The sequence below is a fragment of the Modestobacter sp. SYSU DS0657 genome, from assembly GCF_054050925.1.
The window spans coordinates 18,324-42,498 of record NZ_JBJHAG010000001.1 but is presented as its reverse complement, the minus strand read 5'-3'; the positions used below and the strand labels follow the sequence as shown (position 1 = coordinate 42,498).

The 24,175-nt window shown below is 73.8% G+C and carries 20 protein-coding genes; 17 read left to right on the top strand and 3 right to left on the bottom strand.

Annotation, left to right across the window (positions count from 1 at the left end; genetic code table 11):
- Nucleotides 1-170 precede the first annotated feature (170 nt).
- The 16 genes from ACI79A_RS00200 to ACI79A_RS00125 all read left to right on the top strand — a co-directional run bounded on the left by ACI79A_RS00200 (nt 171) and on the right by ACI79A_RS00125 (nt 18,956).
- Nucleotides 171-593: an NADH-quinone oxidoreductase subunit A gene (locus ACI79A_RS00200; RefSeq protein WP_457078654.1), complete on the top strand. Its 423-nt coding sequence runs from the start codon at nt 171-173 to the stop codon at nt 591-593.
- 42 nt (nt 594-635) lie between these two features.
- Complete coding sequence (locus ACI79A_RS00195; RefSeq protein WP_457078652.1) at nt 636-1,316, top strand: NuoB/complex I 20 kDa subunit family protein; 681 nt, start codon at nt 636-638, stop codon at nt 1,314-1,316.
- Nucleotides 1,313-2,032: an NADH-quinone oxidoreductase subunit C gene (locus ACI79A_RS00190; RefSeq protein WP_457078650.1), complete on the top strand. Its 720-nt coding sequence runs from the start codon at nt 1,313-1,315 to the stop codon at nt 2,030-2,032. The genes ACI79A_RS00195 and ACI79A_RS00190 overlap by 4 nt, the downstream gene beginning before the upstream one ends.
- Nucleotides 2,029-3,351 carry an NADH-quinone oxidoreductase subunit D gene (locus ACI79A_RS00185; protein WP_457078648.1) on the top strand — a complete coding sequence of 441 codons (1,323 nt, stop codon included), beginning with the start codon at nt 2,029-2,031 and terminating at the stop codon, nt 3,349-3,351. Before ACI79A_RS00190 ends, ACI79A_RS00185 begins: the two co-directional genes overlap by 4 nt.
- The gene (gene nuoE, locus ACI79A_RS00180) at nt 3,348-4,352 is read left to right on the top strand and encodes an NADH-quinone oxidoreductase subunit NuoE (RefSeq protein WP_457078646.1); all 1,005 of its coding nucleotides are present in this window, start codon (nt 3,348-3,350) and stop codon (nt 4,350-4,352) included. The genes ACI79A_RS00185 and nuoE overlap by 4 nt, the downstream gene beginning before the upstream one ends.
- 1 nt (nt 4,353) lies before the next feature.
- The gene (gene nuoF, locus ACI79A_RS00175) at nt 4,354-5,682 is read left to right on the top strand and encodes an NADH-quinone oxidoreductase subunit NuoF (RefSeq protein WP_457078644.1); all 1,329 of its coding nucleotides are present in this window, start codon (nt 4,354-4,356) and stop codon (nt 5,680-5,682) included.
- Nucleotides 5,679-8,201: an NADH-quinone oxidoreductase subunit G gene (locus ACI79A_RS00170; protein ID WP_457078642.1), complete on the top strand. Its 2,523-nt coding sequence runs from the start codon at nt 5,679-5,681 to the stop codon at nt 8,199-8,201. Before nuoF ends, ACI79A_RS00170 begins: the two co-directional genes overlap by 4 nt.
- Complete coding sequence (gene nuoH, locus ACI79A_RS00165) at nt 8,198-9,628, top strand: NADH-quinone oxidoreductase subunit NuoH (RefSeq protein WP_457078640.1); 1,431 nt, start codon at nt 8,198-8,200, stop codon at nt 9,626-9,628. The genes ACI79A_RS00170 and nuoH overlap by 4 nt, the downstream gene beginning before the upstream one ends.
- Entirely contained in the window at nt 9,621-10,256 is a 636-nt protein-coding gene (nuoI, locus tag ACI79A_RS00160) for an NADH-quinone oxidoreductase subunit NuoI (protein WP_457078638.1), read from the top strand. The genes nuoH and nuoI overlap by 8 nt, the downstream gene beginning before the upstream one ends.
- On the top strand, nt 10,253-11,107 hold the full coding sequence (locus tag ACI79A_RS00155) for an NADH-quinone oxidoreductase subunit J (RefSeq protein WP_457078636.1): 855 nt from the start codon (nt 10,253-10,255) through the stop codon (nt 11,105-11,107). Before nuoI ends, ACI79A_RS00155 begins: the two co-directional genes overlap by 4 nt.
- Nucleotides 11,104-11,403: an NADH-quinone oxidoreductase subunit NuoK gene (nuoK, locus tag ACI79A_RS00150; protein ID WP_457078634.1), complete on the top strand. Its 300-nt coding sequence runs from the start codon at nt 11,104-11,106 to the stop codon at nt 11,401-11,403. Before ACI79A_RS00155 ends, nuoK begins: the two co-directional genes overlap by 4 nt.
- Before the next feature lie 17 nt (nt 11,404-11,420).
- Nucleotides 11,421-13,358 carry an NADH-quinone oxidoreductase subunit L gene (gene nuoL, locus ACI79A_RS00145; RefSeq protein WP_457078632.1) on the top strand — a complete coding sequence of 646 codons (1,938 nt, stop codon included), beginning with the start codon at nt 11,421-11,423 and terminating at the stop codon, nt 13,356-13,358.
- Between the two features lie 46 nt (nt 13,359-13,404).
- Nucleotides 13,405-15,024: an NADH-quinone oxidoreductase subunit M gene (locus ACI79A_RS00140; RefSeq protein ID WP_457078629.1), complete on the top strand. Its 1,620-nt coding sequence runs from the start codon at nt 13,405-13,407 to the stop codon at nt 15,022-15,024.
- Entirely contained in the window at nt 15,024-16,568 is a 1,545-nt protein-coding gene (nuoN, locus tag ACI79A_RS00135) for an NADH-quinone oxidoreductase subunit NuoN (RefSeq protein ID WP_457078627.1), read from the top strand. Before ACI79A_RS00140 ends, nuoN begins: the two co-directional genes overlap by 1 nt.
- An 82-nt stretch (nt 16,569-16,650) precedes the next feature.
- The gene (locus ACI79A_RS00130; RefSeq protein WP_457078625.1) at nt 16,651-17,724 is read left to right on the top strand and encodes a polyprenyl synthetase family protein; all 1,074 of its coding nucleotides are present in this window, start codon (nt 16,651-16,653) and stop codon (nt 17,722-17,724) included.
- A 38-nt stretch (nt 17,725-17,762) separates the two neighbouring features.
- A complete protein-coding gene (locus ACI79A_RS00125; RefSeq protein WP_457078623.1) occupies nt 17,763-18,956 on the top strand; it encodes a PQQ-dependent sugar dehydrogenase in 1,194 nt (397 codons plus the stop codon).
- On the opposite strand, the gene ACI79A_RS00120 is transcribed toward ACI79A_RS00125, so the two are convergent.
- Entirely contained in the window at nt 18,940-19,605 is a 666-nt protein-coding gene (locus ACI79A_RS00120) for a pyridoxamine 5'-phosphate oxidase family protein (RefSeq protein ID WP_457078621.1), read from the bottom strand. The two genes, ACI79A_RS00125 and ACI79A_RS00120, sit on opposite strands and share 17 nt — an antisense overlap.
- 102 nt (nt 19,606-19,707) lie before the next feature.
- Between ACI79A_RS00120 and ACI79A_RS00115 the strand changes: the two genes are divergently transcribed.
- A complete protein-coding gene (locus ACI79A_RS00115) occupies nt 19,708-21,045 on the top strand; it encodes an aminotransferase-like domain-containing protein (RefSeq protein ID WP_457078619.1) in 1,338 nt (445 codons plus the stop codon).
- 56 nt (nt 21,046-21,101) lie between these two features.
- Here ACI79A_RS00115 and ACI79A_RS00110 read toward each other — a convergent pair whose 3' ends face one another.
- Both ACI79A_RS00110 and ACI79A_RS00105 read right to left on the bottom strand, forming a co-directional pair.
- The gene (locus tag ACI79A_RS00110) at nt 21,102-22,223 is read right to left on the bottom strand and encodes a 2-oxoacid:ferredoxin oxidoreductase subunit beta (RefSeq protein ID WP_457078617.1); all 1,122 of its coding nucleotides are present in this window, start codon (nt 22,221-22,223) and stop codon (nt 21,102-21,104) included.
- Nucleotides 22,220-24,151, bottom strand: coding sequence for a 2-oxoacid:acceptor oxidoreductase subunit alpha (locus ACI79A_RS00105; protein WP_457078615.1), 1,932 nt, complete (start codon nt 24,149-24,151; stop codon nt 22,220-22,222). Before ACI79A_RS00105 ends, ACI79A_RS00110 begins: the two co-directional genes overlap by 4 nt.
- Nucleotides 24,152-24,175 lie beyond the last annotated feature (24 nt).

Below are 24,175 nucleotides of genomic sequence, written 5' to 3'. Positions count from 1 at the left end.
CCGAGCGCGGTCGGTCTCGACCCGCTGTGTGAACTCGGTCACCGAAGGTCCTGGCGTTCCGGCGACCGGGTGTCATAGGCTTCGACCGCTCGACTTTGTGAAGTAGTTCACAAGCGTTCGCCCGGTCCGCCGGGCGGAGTGGAGGTCGTCAGCGTGGTCTGCACACCGGCGTGCGCACCCGTGACCGCCCCGGCGCGTGCCCGCTGCACGCCCGAGGGGGGCGGGCGCTGATGCTGTCCACCTACGCGCCGATCGTCGGTCTGTTCGTCCTCGCCGCGGGCTTCGCACTCTTCTCGGTCACCGTCGCGCCGTTCGTCGGCCCGCGCCGCTGGAACCGCGCCAAGCTGCAGGCCTACGAGTGCGGCATCGAGCCGGTCGACCAGCCGCTCACCGGGGGCCGCTTCCCGGTGAAGTACTACCTGACCGCGATGTTGTTCATCGTCTTCGACATCGAGATCGTCTTCCTCTACCCGTGGGCGGTCGCCAACGACGCCCTGGGCCTGTGGGGTCTCGGCGCGATGGCCCTCTTCATCGGCACCGTCTTCATCGCCTTCGCCTACGAGTGGCGCCGCGGAGGCCTCGAATGGGACTGACCCGAATGGGACTGACACCGATCAGGGACGGGGGCCGCTGACGTGGGCCTGGAGGAGAAGCTGCCCAGCGGCGTGCTGCTCACCAGCGTCGAGAAGCTGGTGAACTGGACCCGCAAGTCCTCGCTGTGGCCGGCCACCTTCGGGCTGGCCTGCTGCGCGATCGAGATGATGGCCTCCGGCGCCGGCCGCTACGACCTGGCCCGCTTCGGCATGGAGGTCTTCCGCGCCTCCCCGCGCCAGGCCGACCTGATGATCGTCGCCGGCCGGGTGAGCCAGAAGATGGCGCCGGTCCTGCGCCAGATCTACGACCAGATGCCCGAGCCGCGGTACGTGCTCGCCATGGGCGTCTGCGCCAGCTCCGGCGGCATGTTCAACAACTACGCGATCGTGCAGGGCGTCGACCACGTCGTCCCCGTCGACATGTACCTGCCCGGCTGCCCGCCGCGGCCGGAGATGCTCACCGACGCGATCCTCAAGCTGCACCACAAGATCCAGCACCAGCCGCTGGGCGCGAAGCGGGCCCGGGAGCAGGCCGCGGCCCGCGCGGACGGCACGGCGCCGGACCTGCACCTCGAGATGCCGTCCAGCGTGCGGTTCGACAAGGAGAAGCGGCGCGCCTACGAGGAGGCCGCGGCCGCCGGCCGCACCGGCCAGTTCGCCATCGAGCAGCGCGGCGGCAACGCCGTCGCCCTGCCCGGCGCCGAGCCGGGAGCGCGACGGTGAGCGACGAGGCCGGGTTCGGGGCCGCGACGGCACCGGGCGGCGGGTTCCGCAAGGGCGCCTTCGGGGTCACCGGCAGCGGTGACACCTCCGGCTTCGGCGGCCTGGTCCGGGTCGAGCCCGGCGGCGCCGTCGCGCTGCACTCCACCGACCGGCCCTACGGCGGCTGGTTCGACGAGGTCGCCGACGCGCTCGCCGACGCCGTGGGGCAGGCCACCTACGACGCCGCCGTCCAGCGGGTGCTCGTCGACCGCGGCGAGATCACCTGGTTCCTCCACCGCGAGCACCTGCTCACCTTCGTCCGTGCCCTGCGGGATGACGAGGCGCTGCGCTTCGAGCTGCTCTCCGGCGTCTCCGGCGTCGACTACCTCGACAGCGGCGGCCCGGAGGTGTCGCCCGGGCGCCCCCGGCTGCACGTCGTCCACCACCTGACCTCGATGACCTACCGCCGCCGCATCCGGCTGGAGGTCGCGGTCACGGCCGAGGACCCGCACGTTCCCTCGGTCACCGGCGTCTACCCGACGGCGGACTGGCACGAGCGGGAGGTCTGGGACATGTTCGGCGTCGTCTTCGACGGCCACCCGGGGCTGACCCGGATCCTCATGCCCGACGACTGGGACGGCCACCCGCAGCGCAAGGACTACCCGCTGGGCGGCGTGCCGGTGGAGTACCACGGCGCGACGATCCCGCCCCCCGACGAGCGGCGGAGCTACCGATGACCACGCTGGACGACCCCTACGCCGGGTCGCGGGAGACCACCGAGGGCCGGGTCTACACGGTCACCGGCGGCGACTGGGACCAGACCTTCGGCGCCGACCCGCACGAGGACGAGCGGCTCGTGGTCAACATGGGCCCGCAGCACCCCTCCACGCACGGGGTGCTGCGGCTGGTGCTGGACCTCGAGGGCGAGACGGTCACCAAGGCCCGCGTGGTCATCGGCTACCTGCACACCGGCATCGAGAAGACCACCGAGTACCGCACCTGGGTGCAGGGGACGACGCTGGTCACGCGGATGGACTACCTGTCCCCGCTGTTCAACGAGGCCGGCTACTGCCTCGCCGTGGAGAAGCTGCTCGGCATCGAGGCCCCGCCCCGCGCGCAGACGATCCGCGTGCTGGTCATGGAGCTCAACCGGATCGCCTCCCACCTGGTCGCGCTGGCCACCTTCGGCATGGAGATGGGCGCGCTCACCGGGATGACCAACGGCTTCCGCGAGCGGGAGCTGGTCCTCGACCTGCTCGAGGAGATCACCGGGCTGCGGATGAACCACGCCTACATCCGCCCCGGCGGCCTCGCCCAGGACCTCCCCGAGGGCGTGGAGGGCCGGATCCGCGAGTTCCTGAAGGTCATGCCCGAGCGGGTCACCGGCTTCCACCGCCTGCTCACCGGCCAGCCGATCTGGCAGCGGCGGCTCAAGGACGCCGGCTACCTCGACGTCACCGGCTGCGTCGCCCTCGGCGTCACCGGCCCGGTGCTGCGCGCCGCCGGGCTGCCCTGGGACCTGCGCAAGGTCGAGCCCTACCTCGGCTACGAGACCTACGACTTCGAGGTGGCGACGGCCGACACCTGCGACGCCTGGGGCCGTTACCTGGTGCGGATGAGCGAGGTGAACGAGTCGCTCAAGATCATCGCCCAGGCGCTGGACCGGCTGGAGCCCGGCCCGGTGATGGTCGAGGACAAGAAGATCGCCTGGCCCGCGCAGCTGTCGCTGGGCGCCGACGGCCTGGGCAACTCCCTGGACCACGTCCGGCACATCATGGGCCAGTCGATGGAGGCCCTGATCCACCACTTCAAGCTGGTCACCGAGGGCTTCCGGGTGCCGGCCGGCCAGGTCTACGTGCCGGTCGAGAGCCCGCGCGGCGAGCTCGGCTACCACGTGGTCAGCGACGGCGGCACCCGCCCGTTCCGGGTGCACGTGCGCGACCCCAGCTTCGTGAACCTGCAGGCCACGGCGGCGATGAGCGAGGGCGGGATGATCGCCGACGTCATCGCCGCGATCGCGTCCATCGACCCGGTGATGGGGGGTGTGGACCGGTGAGCGCCCTTCCCGGCTCGCAGGAGGGAACGGCGGTCACCGGGCTGGACTCCAGCCCGGTCGAGCCCGCCGCCCCGGACCTGCCACCGCTGACCGCGCAGACCGAGGCGGAGGCACGCCAGATCATGGCCCGCTACCCGCAGGCCCGCTCCGCGCTGCTGCCGATGCTGCACCTGGTCCAGTCGGTGCAGGGCTACGTCTCCCCGGAGGGTGTCGGCTTCTGCGCCCGGCTGCTCGGGCTGACCAAGGCCGAGGTCGGTGCGGTCGCCACCTTCTACACGATGTACAAGCGGCACCCGACCGGCCGGCACCTGGTCAGCGTCTGCACCAACACGCTCTGCGCCGTCCTCGGCGGGCAGCGGATCTACGACGCGGTCTCCGCCGACCTCGGGGTCGGCCACGACCAGACCGCGGCCGACGGCTCGGTCACCCTGGAGCACGCCGAGTGCCTGGCCGCCTGCGACTACGCACCGGTGGTCACCGTCGACTACGAGTTCTACGACCAGCAGGACGTCGAGTCGGCCCGGGAGCTGGTCGCCGCGCTGCGCCGCGGGGAGAAGCCGCCGCCGACCCGGGGCGCCCCGCTCACCGACTTCCGCGGCATCTCCCGCCAGCTCGCCGGCCTGTCCCAGCACGCCGACCTCGCCGCCGAGCGGGCCGCGGTCGACGCGCCGTCCACCGGCGCACCCACCCTGGCCGGCGTCCGGCTGGCCGCCGAGCGCGGCGAGACCGCACCGCCCCTGCAGCACCCCGAGCCCGAGGCCGCCCCCGAGCCGGACGTCTCGGAAGCGGCGGGCACGGGGGAGACGGCGAGCGAGCAGGCCGCCGACACCGCCGTCGCCTCGGCCGACACCCCCGCCGAGCGGGCCGGCACCGCCCAGCACCACCCCGACGCCCCCGAGCCCGCCGGCCGGCAGCCGGCCGAGCGCGGCCGCGAGGGCACCGACACCCCGCCGACCGGCACCGGCGCCGGTCAGCAGAGCTCGATCGAGCGGGAGGCCTGAGATGCCCCTGACCCCCGTGCTCACCGCACGGTTCGACGCGCCCCGCTCCTGGACGCTGGACACCTACGAACGCCTCGACGGCTACCGGGCGCTGCGGCAGGCGCTGGCGATGGCCCCGGACGACGTCGTCGCGCTGGTCAAGGACTCCGGGCTGCGCGGCCGCGGCGGCGCCGGCTTCCCCACCGGGATGAAGTGGAGCTTCATCCCGCAGCCCAAGCCGGGGGAGGAGCCCACCGGCCCGGCGGCGGCGCCGAAGTACCTGGTGGTCAACGCCGACGAGGGCGAGCCGGGCACCTGCAAGGACCTCCCGCTGATGATGGCCGACCCGCACTCCCTGGTGGAGGGGGTGATCATCACCGCCTACGCGATCCGCTCGCACTTCGCGGTGATCTACGTGCGCGGGGAGGCGGTGCACGCCCACCGCCGGCTGGTGGCCGCCGTCGGTGAGGCCTACGCCGCCGGCTACCTCGGCCGCGACGTGCTGGGCACCGGCTACGACCTGGAGCTGGTGGTGCACGCCGGCGCCGGCGCGTACATCTGCGGCGAGGAGACCGCGCTGCTGGACTCGCTGGAGGGCTACCGGGGCCAGCCGCGGCTCAAGCCGCCGTTCCCCGCCGTCGCCGGGCTGTACGGCTCCCCGACGGTGATCAACAACGTGGAGACGCTGGCCACCGTGCCGTACGTGGTGCGCGGCGGCGCGGAGTGGTTCAAGCAGTTCGGCCCGGAGAGGTCGCCGGGGCCGAAGATCTACTCGCTGTCGGGTCGGGTGGTGCGCCCGGGCCAGTACGAGGCCCCGATGGGGACGACGATGCGCGAGCTGCTGGAGCTGGCCGGCGGCGTCCGCCCCGGGCACCGGCTGAAGTTCTGGACGCCGGGTGGCTCCTCCACCCCCTACTTCACCCCCGAGCACCTCGACGTCCCGCTGGACTTCGACTCGGTGGCCAAGGCCGGCTCGATGCTCGGCACCACCGCATTGATGGTCTTCGACGAGACCGACTCCATCGTCGAGGCGACGCTGCGGTTCACCGAGTTCTACGCGCACGAGAGCTGCGGCAAGTGCACCCCGTGCCGGGAGGGCACGTACTGGCTGGTCCAGATCCTGGACCGGCTGGTCCGCGGGGAGGGTCGCGCCGCCGACCTGGACCTGCTCACCGACACCTGCGACAACATCCTGGGCCGCTCGTTCTGCGCCCTCGGCGACGGCGCCACCAGCTGCATCGCCAGCTCGCTGAAGTACTTCAAGGACGACTACGTGGCCCTGCTGCCGGCCGAGGAGCAGGCCCGCCTGGGCCGGTCGCTGCGGCTCGAGCCGGTTGGAGCAGCCTCATGACCCTCACCCCGGCCACCCCCGAGCCGGCGCCGGCGCTGCCGCCGGGCGCGCCCGGCCCGCACACGCCGCCCGACGCCGTGCACTGCACGATCGACGGCTTCCCGGTCGCGGTGCCCAAGGGCACGCTGATCATCCGGGCCGCCGAGCAGATCGGCGTGCAGATCCCGCGGTTCTGCGACCACCCGCTGCTCGACCCGATCGGCGCCTGCCGGCAGTGCCTGGTCGAGGTCGAGGGGCAGCGCAAGCCTGTCGCCTCCTGCACCACCCCGGTGAGCCCGGACATGGTGGTGCAGACCCAGCTGACCAGCCCGGTCGCGGACAAGGCGCAGCAGGGCACCATGGAGCTGCTGCTGGTCAACCACCCGCTGGACTGCCCCGTCTGCGACAAGGGCGGCGAGTGCCCGCTGCAGAACCAGGCGATGAGCAACGGGCGCGCCGAGTCCCGGTTCGTCGAGACCAAGCGCACCTACCCCAAGCCGCTGCCGATCAGCTCCCAGGTGCTGCTCGACCGCGAGCGGTGCGTGCTGTGCGCCCGCTGCACCCGGTTCAGCCAGCAGGTCGCCGGGGACCCGTTCATCGAGCTGTTCGAGCGGGGCGCGCTGGAGCAGGTGGCGGTCTACGAGGACGAGCCGTTCGAGTCCTACTTCTCCGGCAACACCACCCAGATCTGCCCGGTCGGCGCGCTCACCAGCGCCACCTACCGGTTCCGCGCCCGCCCCTTCGACCTGCGCAGCGAGCCCAGCGTCTGCGAGCACTGCGCCAGCGGCTGCGCCCAGCGCACCGACTACCGGCGCGGCACGGTCACCCGCCGGCTGGCCGGTGAGGACCCCGCGGTCAACCAGGAGTGGAACTGCGACAAGGGCCGCTACGCCTTCCGCTACGCCAGCAGCAACGAGCGGCTCATGACGCCGCTGGTGCGGGCGGCGGACGGCGAGCTGCAGCCCGCCTCCTGGCCGGAGGCCTGGGCCGCCGCGGCCGAGGGGCTGCGGGCCGCGCGCGCGGCCGGCGGGGTCGGCGTGCTGCCCGGTGGCCGGCTCACCGTCGAGGACGCCTACGCCTACGCCACCTTCGCCCGGGTGGCGCTGGGCACCAACGACGTCGACGCCCGCGCCCGCGCCCACTCCGCCGAGGAGCTGGACTTCCTCACCACGCACGTCGCCGGCACCGCGCCCGGCGCCGGGGCGGTCACCTACGACGACCTGGCCGCGGCACCCGTGGTGCTGCTGGTCGGCTTCGAGCCGGAGGAGGAGTCGCCGATCGTCTTCCTGCGGCTGCGCCGGGCGGTCCGGACGGCCGGCCTGCAGGTGTTCGACGTCGCCCCCTTCGCCACGCGGGCCGCGGAGAAGCTGCGGGCCACCGTGCTGCCGACGGTCCCGGGCCAGGAGGCCCGGCTGCTGCGCGACCTCATGACCCATCCGGTGGACGGCGTGCTGGCCGAGGTGGCGTCGGCGCTGTTCCGGCCGGGGGCGGTCGTGCTGGCCGGCGAGCGGCTGGCCGAGGCGCCCGGCGCCTTCTCCGCGCTGACCGCGCTCGCCGGTGAGACCGGGGCCCGGATCGGCTGGGTACCGCGCCGGGCGGGGGAGCGGGGCGCGGTCGAGGTCGGCGCGCTGCCCACGCTGCTGCCCGGCGGCCGCACCGTGGCCAGCGCCGCCGACCGCGCGGCGGTCGCCCAGCGTTGGGGAGCCGACGTCCCGGCCACGCCGGGCCGCGACCTCACCGGCATCCTCACCGCCGCGCGGGACGGCGCCCTGGCCGGCCTGCTCGTCGGCGGCGTCGACCCGGCCGACCTGCCCGACCCGGTGCTGGCCGAGCAGGCGCTGGCCGCCGCCGGGTTCGTGGTCAGCCTGGAGCTCTTCCCCTCCGCCGTCACCGCCCACGCCGACGTCGTCCTGCCGGTCGCCGCGGCGCCGGAGAAGGCCGGCGCCTACCTGGACTGGGAGGGCCGGGTGCGCCCGTTCGACGCGACGCTGCACGGCACCGGTCAGCTCAGCGACGGCCGGGTGCTGCAGGGGCTGGCCGAGCACCTGGGCCTGCAGCTGCGGCTGGGCTCGGTGACCGAGGTCCGCGCCGAGCTGACCGCCCTGGGTGGAGCCGCGCAGGCGCCCACCGCGGCGGCGCCGGACGCCGAGCCGGCACCGCTGCCGGAGCTGGCCGACGACGAGGCGGTGCTCGCCTCCTGGCGGCAGCTGCTCGACGTCGGGACGCTGCAGCGGGACGAGCCCGCGCTGGCCGGCACCGCCCGCCCGCCGGTGGCCCGGCTGGGCAAGGACGCCGCCCGCCGGCTCGGCGTCGCCGACGGCGACCCGCTCACCGTCACCGGCCCGGCCGGGGCGATCACCCTGCCGGTGCGGCTGGCCGACGTGCCCGACGGGGTCGTCTGGTTGCCGATGCGGTCGCCGGGCAGCGAGGTGCGCAGCCAGCTGGGGGCCGGCCCGGGTGGCGTCGTCCGGCTGGCCGGCCCGCCCCCCACCCCGGCCGGTGCCACGGCGGTCGCCAGCCTGCAGGGGGAGGAGGCATGAGCGTGCTCGCCGCCGCCGACCAGCCCACGCTCGCCGACTTCGGCGGCGACGTGTGGTGGATCGTGCTCATCAAGATCGTCGGCATCTTCGCCGTGCTCGTGCTGATGACGCTGTTCGCGATCGTCTTCGAGCGCAAGGTCGTCGCCCGCATGCAGCAACGGATCGGCCCCAACCGGGTCGGTCCCCGCGGCTACCTGCAGAGCCTCGCCGACGGGCTGAAGCTGGCGTTCAAGGAGGACATCATGCCGGCGCTGGCCGACCGGCCGGTGTACTTCCTGGCCCCGGTCATCGCCACCATCCCGGCCTTCCTGGCGTTCTCGGTCATCCCGCTGGGCCCGACGGTGAGCATCTTCGGCGAGCGGACGCCGCTGCAGCTCACCGACGCCCCCATCGGCGTCCTCATCGTGCTGGCCTGCTCGGCGATGGGCGTCTACGGCATCGTGCTCGGCGGCTGGGCGTCCGGGTCGACGTACCCGCTGCTCGGCTCGCTGCGCAGCGCCGCGCAGATGGTCAGCTACGAGATCGCCATGGGCCTGTCGATCGTGGCCGTGTTCCTCTACGCGGGCTCCATGTCGACGTCGGAGATCGTCGCCGCCCAGGCCGACGGCGTCCCGCTGTTCGGCGGCAGCGTCACCGGACCCGGCTGGTACGCGCTGCTGCTGCCGGTCTCCTTCGTGATCTACGTGATCGCGGTCGTCGGGGAGACCAACCGTGCGCCGTTCGACCTCCCCGAGGCCGAGAGCGAGCTGGTCGGGGGCTTCCACACCGAGTACTCGTCGCTGAAGTTCGCGCTGTTCTTCCTGGCCGAGTACATCAACATCGTCACCGTCTCCGCGCTGGCCGCGACGCTCTTCCTCGGCGGCTGGCGGGCGCCGTGGCCGATCTCGATCTGGGACGGCGCGAACACCGGCTGGTGGCCGGTGCTGTGGTTCCTGGCCAAGGTCGTCGTCGCGCTGTTCGTCTTTGTCTGGCTGCGCGGCACGTTGCCCCGGCTCCGCTACGACCAGTTCATGCGCTTCGGCTGGAAGGTGCTGGTCCCGGTCGGGCTGGTGTGGATCCTCGCCGTCGCCACCATGCGGGCCGTGGCCCGCGAGGCCGACCTCGACGTCGGGCAGGTCGCGGTCCTCGTCGGCGTGCCCGTCGCGCTGCTGATCCTCGGCGGGTTGCTGATCGCCTCGCGGCGGAGCAACCGGGACACCCGGGTGGCCGCGCGCGCCGCCGCGGCCGGCGCGCTCAACCCGACCGAGGCCGAGGTGCTGCCACCGACCGGGCAGGGCGCCGCCGGCGGCGGCTTCCCGGTGCCCCCGATGGACCTCGTGGTGCCGCCGTCCCCGCGGCTCGGCCGGGAGTCCGTCGGCGCCGGCGCCGTGGTCGGCACCGGCCGGCGCGGCACCCCACCCACCGAGCAGGAGGACGGCGATGTCTGAGCAGGCCCCGGCCCGGCGCAGCGGCGCCCGCGCCCTCAGCACCGAGGGCGCGGCCCCCCGCACCGACGGTTCGGCCCCGGCGCGGCGGAGCTGGCTGCCCGGCCCCGCGCAGGGCTTCGGCGTCACCTTCGCCACGATGTTCAAGAAGGTGACCACCGAGCAGTACCCGGAGGTCCCGAAGCAGACCAAGCCGCGCTACCACGGGCGGCACGTGCTCAACCGGCACCCCGACGGGCTGGAGAAGTGCGTCGGCTGCGAGCTGTGCGCCTGGGCCTGCCCGGCCGACGCCATCTACGTCGAGGGCGGCGACAACACCGAGGACGCCCGCTACTCACCCGGCGAGCGGTACGGCCGCGTCTACCAGATCAACTACCTGCGCTGCATCTTCTGCGGGCTGTGCATCGAGGCCTGCCCCACCCGCTCGCTGACCATGAGCAACGACTTCGAGCTGGCCGACGACGACCGGCAGAGCCTGATCTACACCAAGGAGCAGCTGATGGCGCCGCTGCTGCCGGGGATGGAGCAGCCACCGCACCCGATGCGGCTGGGCGACGACGAGCAGGACTACTACGTCCGCCAGCCGGAGGCGTCCTCACCCGCTGAGCCGGTGGTGGGGGAGCGGGCATGAGCGTGCTGGCCGCTGCCGCCGACACCGCCGTCCGGCTGGGCACCGCCGAGACGGTGGTGTTCTGGCTGCTCGCCCCGATCGCGCTGGCCGGGGCGCTGGGCATGGTGCTCTCCCGCAACGCGGTGCACTCCGCGCTCTGGCTGGTCACCACCATGCTGGTCCTGGGCGTGTTCTACGTCGTCCAGGAGGCGCCGTTCCTCGGCGCGGTGCAGATCATCGTCTACACCGGCGCGATCATGATCCTCTTCCTGTTCGTGCTCATGCTGGTCGGCCGCGACTCCTCGGACTCGGTGGTCGAGACCCTCCGCGGGCAGCGGGTGGCCGCCCTCGTGCTCGGCGCGGGGTTCGCCGCGCTGGTCGGCGCCGGCATCGCCCGGGCCACCCAGGACCTCCCGGTCACCGGGCTCACCGCGGTGCAGGGCACCGAGGGCGGGCCGGCCGCCGGCAACGTCGAGGCGATCGCCGGGGTGCTCTACGGCCGCTTCGTGCTCGCCTTCGAGGTCACCGGCGCGCTGCTCATCGTGGCCGCGGTCGGCGCGCTGCTGCTCACCCACGCCGAGAAGGAGCCCGGCACCCGGCGCAGCCAGAAGGAGCTCTCCCGCGCCCGGTTCCTCACCGATCGGCCGCAGACGCTGCCCGGCCCCGGTGTGTACGCGCGGGCCAACTCCGTCGCCGCGCCGGGCCGGCTGCCCGACGGCCGACCGGCCCCGGACACCCTGCTGACCGGCGTCGACCCGCAGCCGGTCGACCCGCTGCCCCCGGCGGGCAGCACCGGGATCGAGCGCGAGGGGCTGCCGCACAGCGGAGGCACCGACGCGGCGCTCGGCACCCTGGGGGAGGAACGGCGGTGACCCTCACCAACTACCTCGTGCTGGCGGCGATCCTGTTCACCATCGGCGCGGTCGGCGTCCTGGTGCGGCGCAACGCCATCGTCGTCTTCATGTGCATCGAGCTGATGCTCAACTCGGTGAACCTCACCCTGATCACCTTCGCCCGGGCCACCGGCACCGTCGAGGGCCAGGTCATCGCCCTGTTCGTGATGGTCGTCGCCGCCGCCGAGGTGGTCGTCGGGCTGGCCATCATCATGTCGATCTACCGGACCCGCCGTTCGGCGTCGGTCGACGACGCGAACCTCCTGAAGTACTGAGCGGAACGGGGCCCAGGATGAACGAGGTCGTACCGGCGTCCCTCCCCGTCGACGGGCTGCTCTCGGTCGCCTGGCTGCTCATCGCGCTGCCGCTGGCCGGCGCCGCGGTGCTGCTGCTGGGCGGCCGACGCACCGACCGCTGGGGCCACCTGCTGGGCACCGCGACGGTGGTCGCCGCGTTCGTGCTGGCCGTGGCCTGCACCGTGCAGCTCACCGGCCGGGCCGGGCGCACCGCCAGCATCGACCTCTACACGTTCATCGACACGGGCTCCCTCGACGTCACCGCCGGGCTGCTGTTCGACCCGCTGTCTGCGGTCTTCGCGCTGCTGATCACCGGGGTGGGCGCGCTGATCCACGTCTACTCGATCGGCTACATGGCGCACGACCCCGGCCGCCGGCGGTTCTTCGCCTACCTCAACCTCTTCGTCGCCGCGATGCTGCTGCTGGTGCTGGGCAACAGCTACGTCGCCCTGTACGTCGGCTGGGAGGGCGTCGGGCTGGCGTCCTACCTGCTCATCGCCTTCTGGTACACCCGCCCGGCCGCGGCCACCGCGGCGAAGAAGGCGTTCGTGATGAACCGGGTCGGGGACGTCGGGCTGGCGCTGGCGGTCTTCCTGATGTTCGCCCAGCTGGGGACGACGTCCTACGCCGGCGTGCTCGGCTCGGTCGGCGCGCTGGCCGGCGGCGTGGTCACCGCGATGGGGCTGCTCCTGCTGCTGGGTGCCTGCGGCAAGTCCGGCCAGTTCCCCCTGCAGGCCTGGCTGCCCGACGCGATGGAGGGCCCCACCCCGGTCTCCGCGCTGATCCACGCGGCCACCATGGTCACCGCCGGGGTCTACCTGATCGCCCGCAGCGCCCCGATCTACGACGCCACGCCCACCGCCCGCACCGTGGTGCTCACCGTCGGCGCGGTCACCCTGCTGATCGGTGCGATCGCCGGCTGCGCCCAGGACGACATCAAGAAGGTGCTGGCGTACTCCACGGTCAGCCAGATCGGCTACATGTTCCTCGCCGTCGGCCTCGGCCCGGTCGGCTACGCCGCCGGCATCGCGCACCTGCTCACCCACGGGTTCTTCAAGGCCGGGCTGTTCCTCGGCGCCGGCTCGGTGATGCACGCGATGGGCGACCGCACCGACATGCGCCGCTTCGGCGGGCTGGCCCGGCGCATGCCGGTCACCTCCGTCACCTTCGGCCTGGGCTACCTGGCGCTGATCGGGTTCCCGTTCCTGTCCGGCTACTGGACCAAGGACGCGATCATCGAGGCCGCGCTGGACCGCGGCGACTGGTCGGGCTGGCTGCTGGGCGGGGTCGCCGTCCTCGGCGCGGGGCTCACCGCCTTCTACATGACCCGGCTGATGCTGATGACCTTCTTCGGCCGGCCCCGCTGGGAGGAAGCCGACTCACCCGCCCCGCCGCCCGTCCCGCACGAGGCGCCGCCGGTGATGACCGCGCCGATGGTGCTGCTCGCCGTCGGCTCGGTCGCTGCCGGGTTCCTGCTGGTGCAGGTCTTCCCGCTGGCCGAGTGGCTCACCCCGGTGTTCGGCGAACCGGCCGAGGCCGCGCACGTCGTCGCCCCCGCCGTGGTCGGGCTGGTCGTCACCGCGGTGATGCTGGTGGGCGTGCTGGCGGCGTGGCTGCTCGTCGGCCGTCGCGAGGTGCCCACCACCGCCCCGGCCCGGGTGTCGCCGGTGGTCACCGCGGCCCGCCGCGCGCTCTACGCCGACACGGTCAACGAGGCGCTCCTCATGCGCCCGGGCATCTGGCTCACCCGCGCCCTGGTCTTCCTCGACAACCGCGGCGTCGACGGCCTGGTGAACGGCACCGCCGCCGCGCTCGGCGGCTCGTCGGCCCGGCTCGGCCGGGTGCAGACCGGTTTCGTGCGCAGCTACGCGCTGGGGGTGCTCGGCGGCGCGGTGGTGCTCGCCGGTGCGCTGGTGGCGGTGACGACGGCGTGAGCGGTGCCGACGGCGGAAGCGCCTGCCCTGGTCGAGAGGACGCCCGATGAGCGAGTTCCCGTACCTGCTGGCGATGATCGCCGTCCCCGCGCTGGCGGCGGCCGTCGTCGCCGCGCTGCCCGCGGCCCGCGCCGGCCTGGCCCGGTCGCTCGCCCTGGGCACCAGCCTGCTGGTGCTGCTGCTCGCCGTGCTGGCCACCGTCGCCTTCGACACCGCCGGCCCCCGGTTCCAGCTGACCACCTCGGTCGCCTGGATCCCCGACTTCGGCGTCGACTTCGCCCTCGGCGTCGACGGCATCGCGCTGGCGATGCTGCTGCTGGTCGGCGTGCTCGTGCCGGTGGTCGTGCTCGCGTCGTGGCGCGACGTGGCCCCCGGTCGGCGGTCGATGCGCACCTTCTGGGCCTGGCTGCTGGTGCTGGAGGCCACCCTGGTCGGCGTCTTCGCCGCCACCGACGTCTTCCTCTTCTACGTCTTCTTCGAGGCGATGCTCATCCCGATGTACTTCCTCATCGGGGGCTTCGGCGGACCGAACCGGCAGTACGCGGCGGTGAAGTTCTTCCTCTACAGCCTGCTCGGCGGGCTGGTCATGCTCGCCGCCGTCATCGGCCTCTACGTGGTCAGCAACTCCCAGCTCGGGGAGGGCACCTTCGCCTTCGACGCGCTGCGCCAGCTGGAGATCGACCCGGGCGTGCAGAAGCTGCTGTTCGCCGGGTTCTTCGTCGCCTTCGCGATCAAGGCGCCGCTGGTGCCCTTCCACACCTGGCTGCCCGACTCCGGTGCCGAGGCACCGATCGGCGGGGCGGTGCTGCTGGTCGGAGTGCTGGACAAGGTCGGCACCTTCGGCTTCCTGCGGTACTGCCTGCCGCTGTTCCCCGACGCCTCCCGCGACCTGGCGCCGGTGGTTCTGGTGCTCGCCGTCGTCGGCATCCTCTACGCGGCGCTGGTGGCGATGGGGCAGAGCGACCTGAAGCGGCTGGTGTCCTACACCTCGATCGCCCACTTCGGCTTCATCGCGCTGGGCATCTTCGCCTTCACCACCGAAGCGGTCACCGGCGCGGTGCTCTACATGGTCAACCACGGGATCGCGACCGGGCTGCTGTTCCTGGTCGTGGGCATGCTCATCGCGCGCGGCGGCTCGCGGCGGATCGGCGACTACGGCGGCGTCGCGGCGAAGGCGCCGATGCTGGCCGGGGCCTTCCTGATCGCCGGTCTGGCGTCGCTGGCGCTGCCGGGCACCAACAGCTTCGTCAGCGAGTTCCTGGTGCTGATCGGCGCGTTCCCGGTGCGGCCGGTGTTCACCGTCCTGGCCACCGCCGGCATCGTGCTCGCCGCCCTCTACGTGCTGCTGGTGTACCAGCGCACCATGCACGGCCCGCCGCGCGGCGTGCTGCTCGTCGACGACGAGGCGCCGCCACCGGTGCCCGACGGTGCCGGGGGAGCCACCGCGGTGCTCACCGCGCCCGAGCGCACCCGCACCCTGCGGGTGGCCGACCTGAGCCGGCGGGAGCTGGCCGTCGTCGCCCCGCTGGTGGCGCTGGTCCTGGTGCTCGGGTTCGCCCCGCAGCCGCTGATCGACCTGGTGGAGCCCGCGGTCCAGGCGATCGTGGCCGACGTCGGCGGCGAGCCGGGCGGCGTCGTCCCGGCCACCGAGGGGACGGGGGAGTGATGGGCGGCATCGCGGCACCGGACCTGTCGTTCGCGGCGCTCGCGCCGCTGCTGTGCACCTTCGGGGCGGCCTGCCTCGGCGTGCTGGTGGAGGCGTTCGTGCCGCGCGCGGTGCGCCAGCCGGTGCAGGTCGTGCTGGCGCTGGCCGGCACGGTCGGCGCGCTGGTCGCCGTCGTGCTGCTGGCCGGCCGTCCCGCGGCCACCACCGCCGCCGGGGCGCTCGCCGTCGACGGCGCGGCGCTGTTCCTGCAGGGCACCATCGCCGTCCTGGGCGCCCTGTCGGTGCTGCTGTTCGCCGAGCGGTCGCTCGACCCGGCCCGGTCGGCCTTCGTCGCCGCCGCCGCGGTCCCCGCCGGCAGCGTGCGCGACCGGCAGCTCGCCACCGACGAGCGGGTGCAGACCGAGGTCTACCCGCTGGCGTCCTTCGCCGTCGGCGGGATGATGCTGTTCACCGCCGCCAACGACCTGCTGCTGCTGTTCGTGGCGCTCGAGGTGCTCAGCCTGCCGCTGTACCTGATGGCCGGGCTGGCCCGCCGCCGGCGGCTGCTGTCGCAGGAGGCGGCGGTCAAGTACTTCCTGCTCGGCGCCTTCGCCTCCGCCTTCTTCCTGTACGGGCTGGCGCTGGTCTACGGCGCCACCGGCACCGTCCGGCTGGCCGGGATCCGGGACGCCGTCGCCGGCCAGGGCGCCGGCACCCTGCTCGTGCTGGGCCTCGGGCTGCTGATCGTCGGGCTGATGTTCAAGGCCAGCGTCGCGCCGTTCCACACCTGGACGCCGGACGTCTACCAGGGCGCCCCCACGGCGGTGACCGCCTTCATGGCCGCGGCCACCAAGGTCGCCGCCTTCGGTGCGGTGCTGCGGGTGCTCTACGTCGCCTTCGGCACCGAGGTGGAGGCGTGGCGGCCGCTGGTCTACGGCCTGGCGATCGCCTCGATGGTGGTCGGCGCCGTGCTCGGGCTCACCCAGACCGACCTCAAGCGGATGCTGGCCTACTCCTCCGTGGCGCACGCCGGCTTCCTGCTCACCGGCGTCATCGGTCTGGGCGCCGGGGCCGGCTCGGGCCTGGCCGCGACGATGTTCTACCTGCTCACCTACGGGCTGATGACCCTCGGCGCGTTCGCGCTGCTGACCCTCGTCCGGGACGGCGACGGCGAGGCCACCCACCTCGCCCAGTGGGCCGGCCTGGCCCAGCGTTCCCCGACGGTGGCCGCGCTGATGACCTTCTTCCTGCTGGCGCTGGCCGGCATCCCGCTCACCAGCGGGTTCACCGGCAAGTTCGCCGTCTTCCGGGCCGCCATCGACGACGGCGCGTGGCCGCTGGTCCTCGTCGCGCTGCTCACCAGCGCCGTGGCCGCGTTCTTCTACCTGCGGGTCGTGGTGCTCATGTACTTCTCCGATCCGGCGCCGGACGGGCCGACCGTGGGCGTGCCGGGGCTCCCGAGCACGGTCGTCCTCGGCCTCACCGCGGCCGCCACCCTGGTGCTCGGCGTCCTCCCCGGCGCCGTGCTGGACCTCGCCGACTCCGCCGCGGTGCTGGTCGGCTGACCGGGCGCCCCGACCTGGTGCACGGCCCCGAGCGCCGCCCGGTGCGCCGCACCCAGCCGGCGGCAGCTATCTTCGGCTGTTGATGACCGGAGCCGGCACCACCAGCCCGCGGGGCGAGGGGCACGACACCCGGGGGGAGACCGCCCGGCACCGGCCCGCCGGCCCCGCCTCGACGATCGGCCCCTGGCTGCCCGAGGGCGAGCTCGGCGCCGCGCTGGCCGCCGGGCTGGTCCGGGTGGAGGACGCGCTGGCCACCGCGGTGGCCAGCGAGAACGCCTTCGTCAACGAGGCCGCCGGCCACCTGATGGCCGCCGGGGGCAAGCGGTTCCGGCCGATGCTCGCGCTGCTGGCCGCCCAGCTCGGCGACCCGGAGGCGCCGGGGGTGGTCGAGGCCGCCGTCGTCTGCGAGCTGACCCACCTGGCCACGCTGTACCACGACGACGTGATGGACGAGGCGTCCGTGCGCCGCGGCGCCCCCAGCGCCAACAGCCGCTGGGGCAACAGCGTCGCCATCCTCACCGGCGACTTCCTCTTCGCCCGCGCCTCCGACCTCCTCGCCGATCTCGGCCCCGAGGCCGTCCGCGTGCAGGCGCAGACGTTCGAGCGCCTGGTCACCGGCCAGCTGCGCGAGACCGTCGGTGCCCAGCCGGGCCAGGACCCGGTCGCCCACTACCTGGCGGTGCTGGCCGACAAGACCGGCTCGCTGGTCGCCACCTCCGCGCGCTTCGGCGCCTCCTTCGCCGGGGCCGACGCCGAGCTGGTCAGCGCGCTCACCGCGTTCGGTGAGGAGGTCGGCGTCGCCTTCCAGCTCTCCGACGACCTGCTGGACATCGTCAGCACCGACGGCGCGTCCGGGAAGTCGCCCGGCACCGACCTGCGCGAGGGCGTCGCCACCCTGCCGGTGCTCTTCGCCCTCGCCGGCGACGACCCGGCCGAGGCCCGGCTGCGCGAGCTGGTCGCCGGCCCGATCGTCGACGACGCGGCGCACGCCGAGGCGCTGGCCCTGCTCCGCGGTTCGGCCTCGCTGGCCCGCGCCACCGCCGTCACCGAGGAGTACGCCGACCGGGCCCGCGCCCGGCTGGCCGGCGTCCCCGACGGGGAGGTGCGCGAGGCGCTGTCCGCGCTGTGCACCTACGTGGTGACCCGCACCAGCTGATCCTGCACGACCGGTCCGGCCCGGGGATGCTGGAGGTGATGAGCAGCCTCTCCCGGTCGTCCACCGCCCTCACCGCCGTCCTGCTGCTGGCCGGCTGTGGCAGCTCGTCCGGTGGTGCTGGGGAGGGAACCGGCCCCGATGCGGCCGTGACCAGCCCGCCGTCCGGCGCGCCGGCCCTGGACGTCGAGGTCCTCGCCGACGGGCTGGACCACCCGTGGGACGTCGTCCGGGCGCCCGACGGCACCCTGCTGCTCGACGAGCGGGCCGGCGGGTTCGCCGCCGTCCGGCCCGGCGGGCGGGTGCAGGAGGTGGACGCCGACCTCGGTGACCTGTTCGTCGCCGGCGAGACCGGCCTGATGGGTCTGGCCCTGGACCCGGCGTTCACCGACAACCGGCGCTTCTACACCTGCCAGGGCGTGCAGGGCGGCGGGGCCGCGTCGATCGAGGTCGTCGCCTGGACCGTCACCGACGACTGGACCGGTGCCTCCCGGGTCGACGACCCGCTGGTCGGTGGCATCCCGGTCAACGAGGGCAGCGGCCGGCACGGCGGGTGTCGTCTGGTCTTCGCCCCCGACGGCGCCCTGCTCGTCGGCACGGGGGACAACGCGGTCGGCACCAACCCGCAGGACCTCGGGTCGCTGGCCGGGAAGGTGCTCCGGGTCGACGCGGCCACCGGGGAGGCGCTGCCCGACAACCCGTTCGTCGGCACGGACGGCGCGGCGGACCGGATCTGGACGTACGGGCACCGGAACGTGCAGGGCCTGGCCGTGCGCCCGGACTCCGGCCAGGTCTTCTCGGTGGAGCACGGGCCCGACCGGGACGACGAGGTCAACCTGCTGCAGCCCGGCGGCAACTACGGCTGGGACCCCGTGGGGCAGGGGGAGTACGACGAGAGCGTCCCGATGACCGACCCGGAGCTCGGGGACGTCGTCCCGGCGGTCTGGAGCTCCGGGGCCCCGCCCATCGCGCCGAGCGACGGCACCTTCCTCGACGGTGACCAGTGGGCCGACTACGACGGGCTCCTCCTGCTCGGAGCGCTGCGCGGGGAACACGTCCTCGCGCTCCGCCTCGACGACGCCGGTGCCCTCGTCGAGCAGTTCCGGCTGCCGGAGCTGGACGGCACCTACGGACGGATCCGCACGGTGGAGCAGGGCACCGACGGCGCGCTGTACGCCACCACCGACAACGGTGGTGGCGAGGACGTCGTCCTGCGGGTCACCCCCCGGAGCTGACCCGCCCGGACACCCGGGCCGGCACCGGCGTCCCGGCCGGCAGCAGGGGGTCGGGCACCGGGTCGCCGAAGACGGTGCGCACGGGCAGCACGCCACCCCAGACCGGCGTACCCAGGTCCCGCTCGTCGTCCCCGGGCGGGCCGCTGCGGGTCTTGACGCTGGCCTCGCCGAGGTCCAGCGCCAGCACGGCCGTGGCGGCGAGCTCCTTGCGGTCGGGCAGCCGGGTGGTGCTCCAGGAGCCCGGCGCCAGGTGCTCGGTCAGCACGGTCAGCCCGTGCCGGCGCTCGTCCGGGTCGGTGAGCAGTCGCAGCACGCCGTGCACCACGGCGCAGCGGTAGTTCATCGAGTGGTGGAAGACCGAGCGCGCGTAGACGACACCGTCGAGCAGCGTGACGGTGAAGCAGACCGGCGCCCCGGCCGCGGCGGCCCGGAGCGTCGCCGCCCCGGTCGATCCGTGCAGGTAGAGCGTCTCGCCGTCCCGGCCGTACCCGGTGGGGAGCACCACCGGGGCGTCCCCCAGCTGCACGCCGAGGTGGCCGACGAGCCCGGCGTCGAGCACCGCGTAGAGCTCGGCCCGGTCGGTGCGGGCCCGCGCGGGATTGCGGCGGACCGTGCTGCGGGTGGTCGGGGAGAGCGGTGCGGTGTCCACGCCGATCAGCCTGACCGCGCCTGTGGCATCCTCCCAGGTCCAATCCGCCGCTGTTCCGGCAGTCCACTTCGGAGGGTGTTCGTGGTCGAGGTGCCGCCTGTCGTGCTCGACCGGAGCGCGCCCACCCCGTTGTCGGTCCAGCTCGCCGACGCGTTGCGCGCCGGGGCCGTGGGGGGCGCGCTCCGCCCGGGCGACCGGCTGCCCTCGACCCGCGAGCTGGCCCGTGCGCTGGCGGTGAGCCGCACGGTCACGGCGGCCGCCTACGAGCAGCTGCTCGCCGAGGGCTGGGTCGCGGGCCGCCGCGGTGCGGGCACCTTCGTCGTCGGCTCGGCACCCGGTCCCCGGCCGGTGGCTGCGCCGGTCCGGCCGGCGGTGGCGCCGCGGCCGGTGGTGGACCTGCGTCCGGGCACGCCTTGCCTCGAGGTGCTCGATCGCGCCGCCTGGCGGCGGGCCTGGCGAGCGGCCGGTGACCAGCCGCCGGACGCCGCGCCCGACCCCGCCGGCGACCCGGCGTTCCGGGTCGCCGTCGGCGAGCATCTGCTCCGGCACCGCGGGCTGCTCACCGACGGGAACTCCGTGCTGGCGACCGCCGGCACGTCCGCAGCGGTGGCGGAGATCGCCCGCACCCTGCCGCCGGGCAGCCGGGTCGGCGTCGAGGACCCCGGCTACCAGCGGGTCGTCGGCGCGCTGCGGAATGCCGGGGTCGCGGTGGTGCCGCTCCGGGTGGACGACGACGGGCTGGTTGTGGACGAGGTGCCGGCGGGGCTCGCCGCCGTCTACTGCACGCCGGCCCACCAGTACCCGCTGGGCCGGCGGCTCTCCGCGGCGCGGCGCGGCCGGCTGGTCGCCCGCGCCCGGGCGGAGGGCTGGTGGGTGCTGGAGGACGACTACGACGGCGAGCTGCGCTACGACGTCGCCCCGCTGCCGCTGCTCGGTGCGCTCGGCCCAGACGTCGTCGTGCACCTGGGGACGACGAGCAAGATCGTCAGCCCCACGCTCGGGGTGGGTTGGCTCGTGGCGCCTGCGCCGCTGCGTACGGAGCTCGTGGCCGGCCGCACCGCCACAGGCACTCGCCCGGCGCGGGCCGGTCAGCGGGTGTTCGCCGGGCTGGCCGCCTCCGGGGACCTGGCCCGGCACCTGCGCCGACTGCGCCGTGAGCTGGTCGTGCGCCGCGGGCTCGTCCTCGCCGCCGTCGCCGCCGGCGGCCTGCGCGCCACGGGCGACCCGGCCGGGGCCCACGTGCTGGTGCCGCTGCCCGATGCGGAGACCGAGGCCGCGGTGGTGGCGGCCGCCGCCGCGCGGGGGATCGCGCTGGACGGGCTCGCCCGGCATCTGGTGGGCGAGGGACCGGCCGGGATCGTGCTCGGGTTCGCCGCCCCTGGGCGCGCGGAGCTCACCACCGCGCTGCCGGTGCTGTCCGAGCTGCTCCGGAGCCGCTGAACGCCAGTGGCCCAGAACCCGGGGGGGTTCTGGGCCACTGGCGTTCAGTGCTGGGGTCAGGCGCTGACGGTCCAGCTGTCGCCGCCGGCCAGCAGTGCGTCGAGGTCGGCCGGCTGCTGCGCGGCGGCGTCCTCGAGCTGGTCGGCCATCATCCGCTCGTACGAGGGCTTGGCCACCGACCGGAAGACACCCATCGGCGTGTAGCGCAGGTCCTGGCTGGAGAGCCGGGACAGTGCGAACGCGTACGCCGGGTCCTCCCGGTGCGCGTCGTGCACCACGATCTCCGACGGCTCGACCTGGTTGGTCTCGGCGATCCGGAGGCCGCCGAAGTCGTCGCGGACCACGCACGAGGCGCCGCCCGGGCCGAACACCAGCGGCTCGCCGTGCACCAGCGGGATCGTCCACATCGGGCCCGTCGTCGGGTCCTTGAGCAGCTCGAACGCGCCGTCGTTGAAGATGTTGCAGTTCTGGTAGATCTCCACCAGCGACGTGCCCTGGTGCTCGGCGGCCTGCCGGAGCACGTCGGTCAGGCCCTTGCGGTCGGAGTCCATCGCCCGCCCGACGAAGGTGGCGTCGGCGCCGAGCGCCAGCGACACCGGGTTGAACGGGTGGTCCAGCGAGCCCATCGGCGTGGACTTGGTGACCTTGCCGATCTCGCTGGTGGGCGAGTACTGGCCCTTGGTGAGCCCGTAGATCCGGTTGTTGAACAGCAGGATCGTCATGTTCACGTTGCGGCGCAGCGCGTGGATCAGGTGGTTGCCACCGATCGAGAGCGCGTCGCCGTCACCGGTGACGACCCACACCGACAGGTCCGGGCGGGACGCGGCCAGGCCGGTCGCGATCGCCGGGGCGCGGCCGTGGATCGAGTGCATCCCGTAGGTGTTCATGTAGTACGGGAAGCGCGAGGAGCACCCGATGCCGGACACGATGACCATGTCCTCGCGGGCGATGCCCAGGCTCGGCAGGAAGCTCTGGACGGCGTTGAGGATGACGTAGTCACCGCAGCCGGGGCACCAGCGGACCTCCTGGTCGGTCTTGAGGTCCTTGGCCTTGAGCGTGGCGTTCTTCTCACCGGCCAGCTCGACCGACCGGTCGATCGCGTCGGCGATGGGGCCGGGGGCCGGCATCCCCAGGTCGTGCACGTGGGCGTTGCGCTGGTCCGGCTGGAGGGCAGTCACGAGGTGGCTCCGTTCCCGGCCGCGACGGCGGCCGGAGTGCTGGTGCTGTCGATGACGTCCTGCAGGACCCCGGCGAGCTCGGCGGCCCGGAAGGGCAGCCCGCGCACCTGGGTGTGGCTGACGACGTCGATGAGGTACTTCGCCCGCAGCACCATGGCCAGCTGCCCGAGATTCATCTCCGGGCAGATCACCCGGTCGTACCGGGCGAGGATCTCGCCGAGGTCGGCCGGGAGCGGGTTCAGGTGTCGCAGGTGGACCTGGGCGATCGAGCGGCCCGACGAGCGGATCTGCCGGCAGGCCGCCCCGATCGGCCCGTATGTGGAACCCCAACCGATGACCGCGACCCGCGCATTCCCGTCCGGGTCGTCGACCTCGGTGGCCGGGATCGACGCGGCGATGCCGTCGATCTTGGCCTGCCGGGTGCGGGTCATGAAGTCGTGGTTGGCCGGGTCGTAGGAGATGTTGCCGGTCTTGTCGGCCTTCTCCAGCCCGCCGATCCGGTGCTGCAGGCCGGCGGTGCCGGGCACCGCCCAGGCACGGGCCAGGGTCTCCGGGTCGCGCAGGTAGGGCAGGAACTCACCCTCGGTGCCGTCCTCCGCGCTGCCGTTGGGCGCGGTGGCGAAGTCCACCCGCAGGTCGGGCAGCTCCGTGACCTCCGGGATCGACCACGGCTCGGCCCCGTTGGCCAGGTAGCCGTCGGAGAGCAGCATCACCGGGGTGCGGTAGGTCAGCGCGATCCGCACCGCCTCCAGGGTGGCGTCGAAGCAGTCGCCGGGGGAGCGCGGGGCGATCACCGGGACCGGGGCCTCGCCGTTGCGGCCGTAGAGGGCCTGCAGCAGGTCCGACTGCTCGGTCTTGGTGGGCAGCCCGGTGGACGGGCCGCCGCGCTGCACGTCGACGATCAGCAGCGGCAGCTCGGTCATCACCGCCAGCCCGATCGTCTCGGCCTTGAGCGCGACACCGGGACCGGACGTCGTCGTCACGCCCAGCGCGCCACCGAACGACGCCCCCAGGGCGGCGCCGATGCCGGCGATCTCGTCCTCGGCCTGGAAGGTGCGCACGCCGAAGGACTTGTGCTTGGACACCTCGTGCAGGATGTCGCTGGCCGGGGTGATCGGGTAGGCGCCGAGGAACACCGGCAGGCCCGAGCGGTGCCCGGCGGCGATGATCCCGTAGGCCAGCGCCTGGTTGCCGGAGATGTGCCGGTACTTCCCCGGCGCCATCTTGGCCGGCTTCACCTGGTAGGAGACGGCGAAGGCCTCGGTGGTGTCGCCGTAGTTGTAGCCGGCGCGGAAGGCCGCGATGTTCGCCGCGGCGATCTGCGGCTTGCGGCGGAACTGGCGCTCCAGGAAGCGGACGGTGCCCTCGGTGGGGCGGTGGTACATCCAGCTGAGCAGCCCAAGCGTGAACATGTTCTTGCTCCGCTCGGCCTCCTTCTTGCCGAGACCGGAGTCCTTGAGCGCCTCGAGGGTGAGGCTGGTCAGCGGCACGCTCACCAGCTGCCAGCTCTCCAGCGAGCCGTCCTCCAGCGGGTTGGCGGCGTAGCCGACCTTGGCCAGGTTGCGGGCGGTGAACTCGTCGGAGTCGGCGATGATCAGCCCGCCGCCCGGGAGGTCGGGGAGGTTGGCCTTCAGCGCGGCCGGGTTCATCACGACCAGCACGTCGGGGGCGTCCCCGGGGGTCATGATGTCGTGGTCGGCGAAGTGCAGCTGGAAGGAGCTGACCCCGGGCAGGGTGCCCGTTGGCGCCCGGATCTCGGCGGGGAAGTTCGGCAGCGTCGACAGGTCGTTGCCGAAGGAGGCCGTCTCGCTGGTGAAACGGCCGCCGGTCAGCTGCATGCCGTCGCCGGAGTCGCCGGCCAGACGGATGACGACGCGGTCGAGCTCGACGACGCTCTTCACCAGGCCGCCGGGGGCGGAGCTGGGCACGGTCGGGTCCACGGCGGGGTGCAT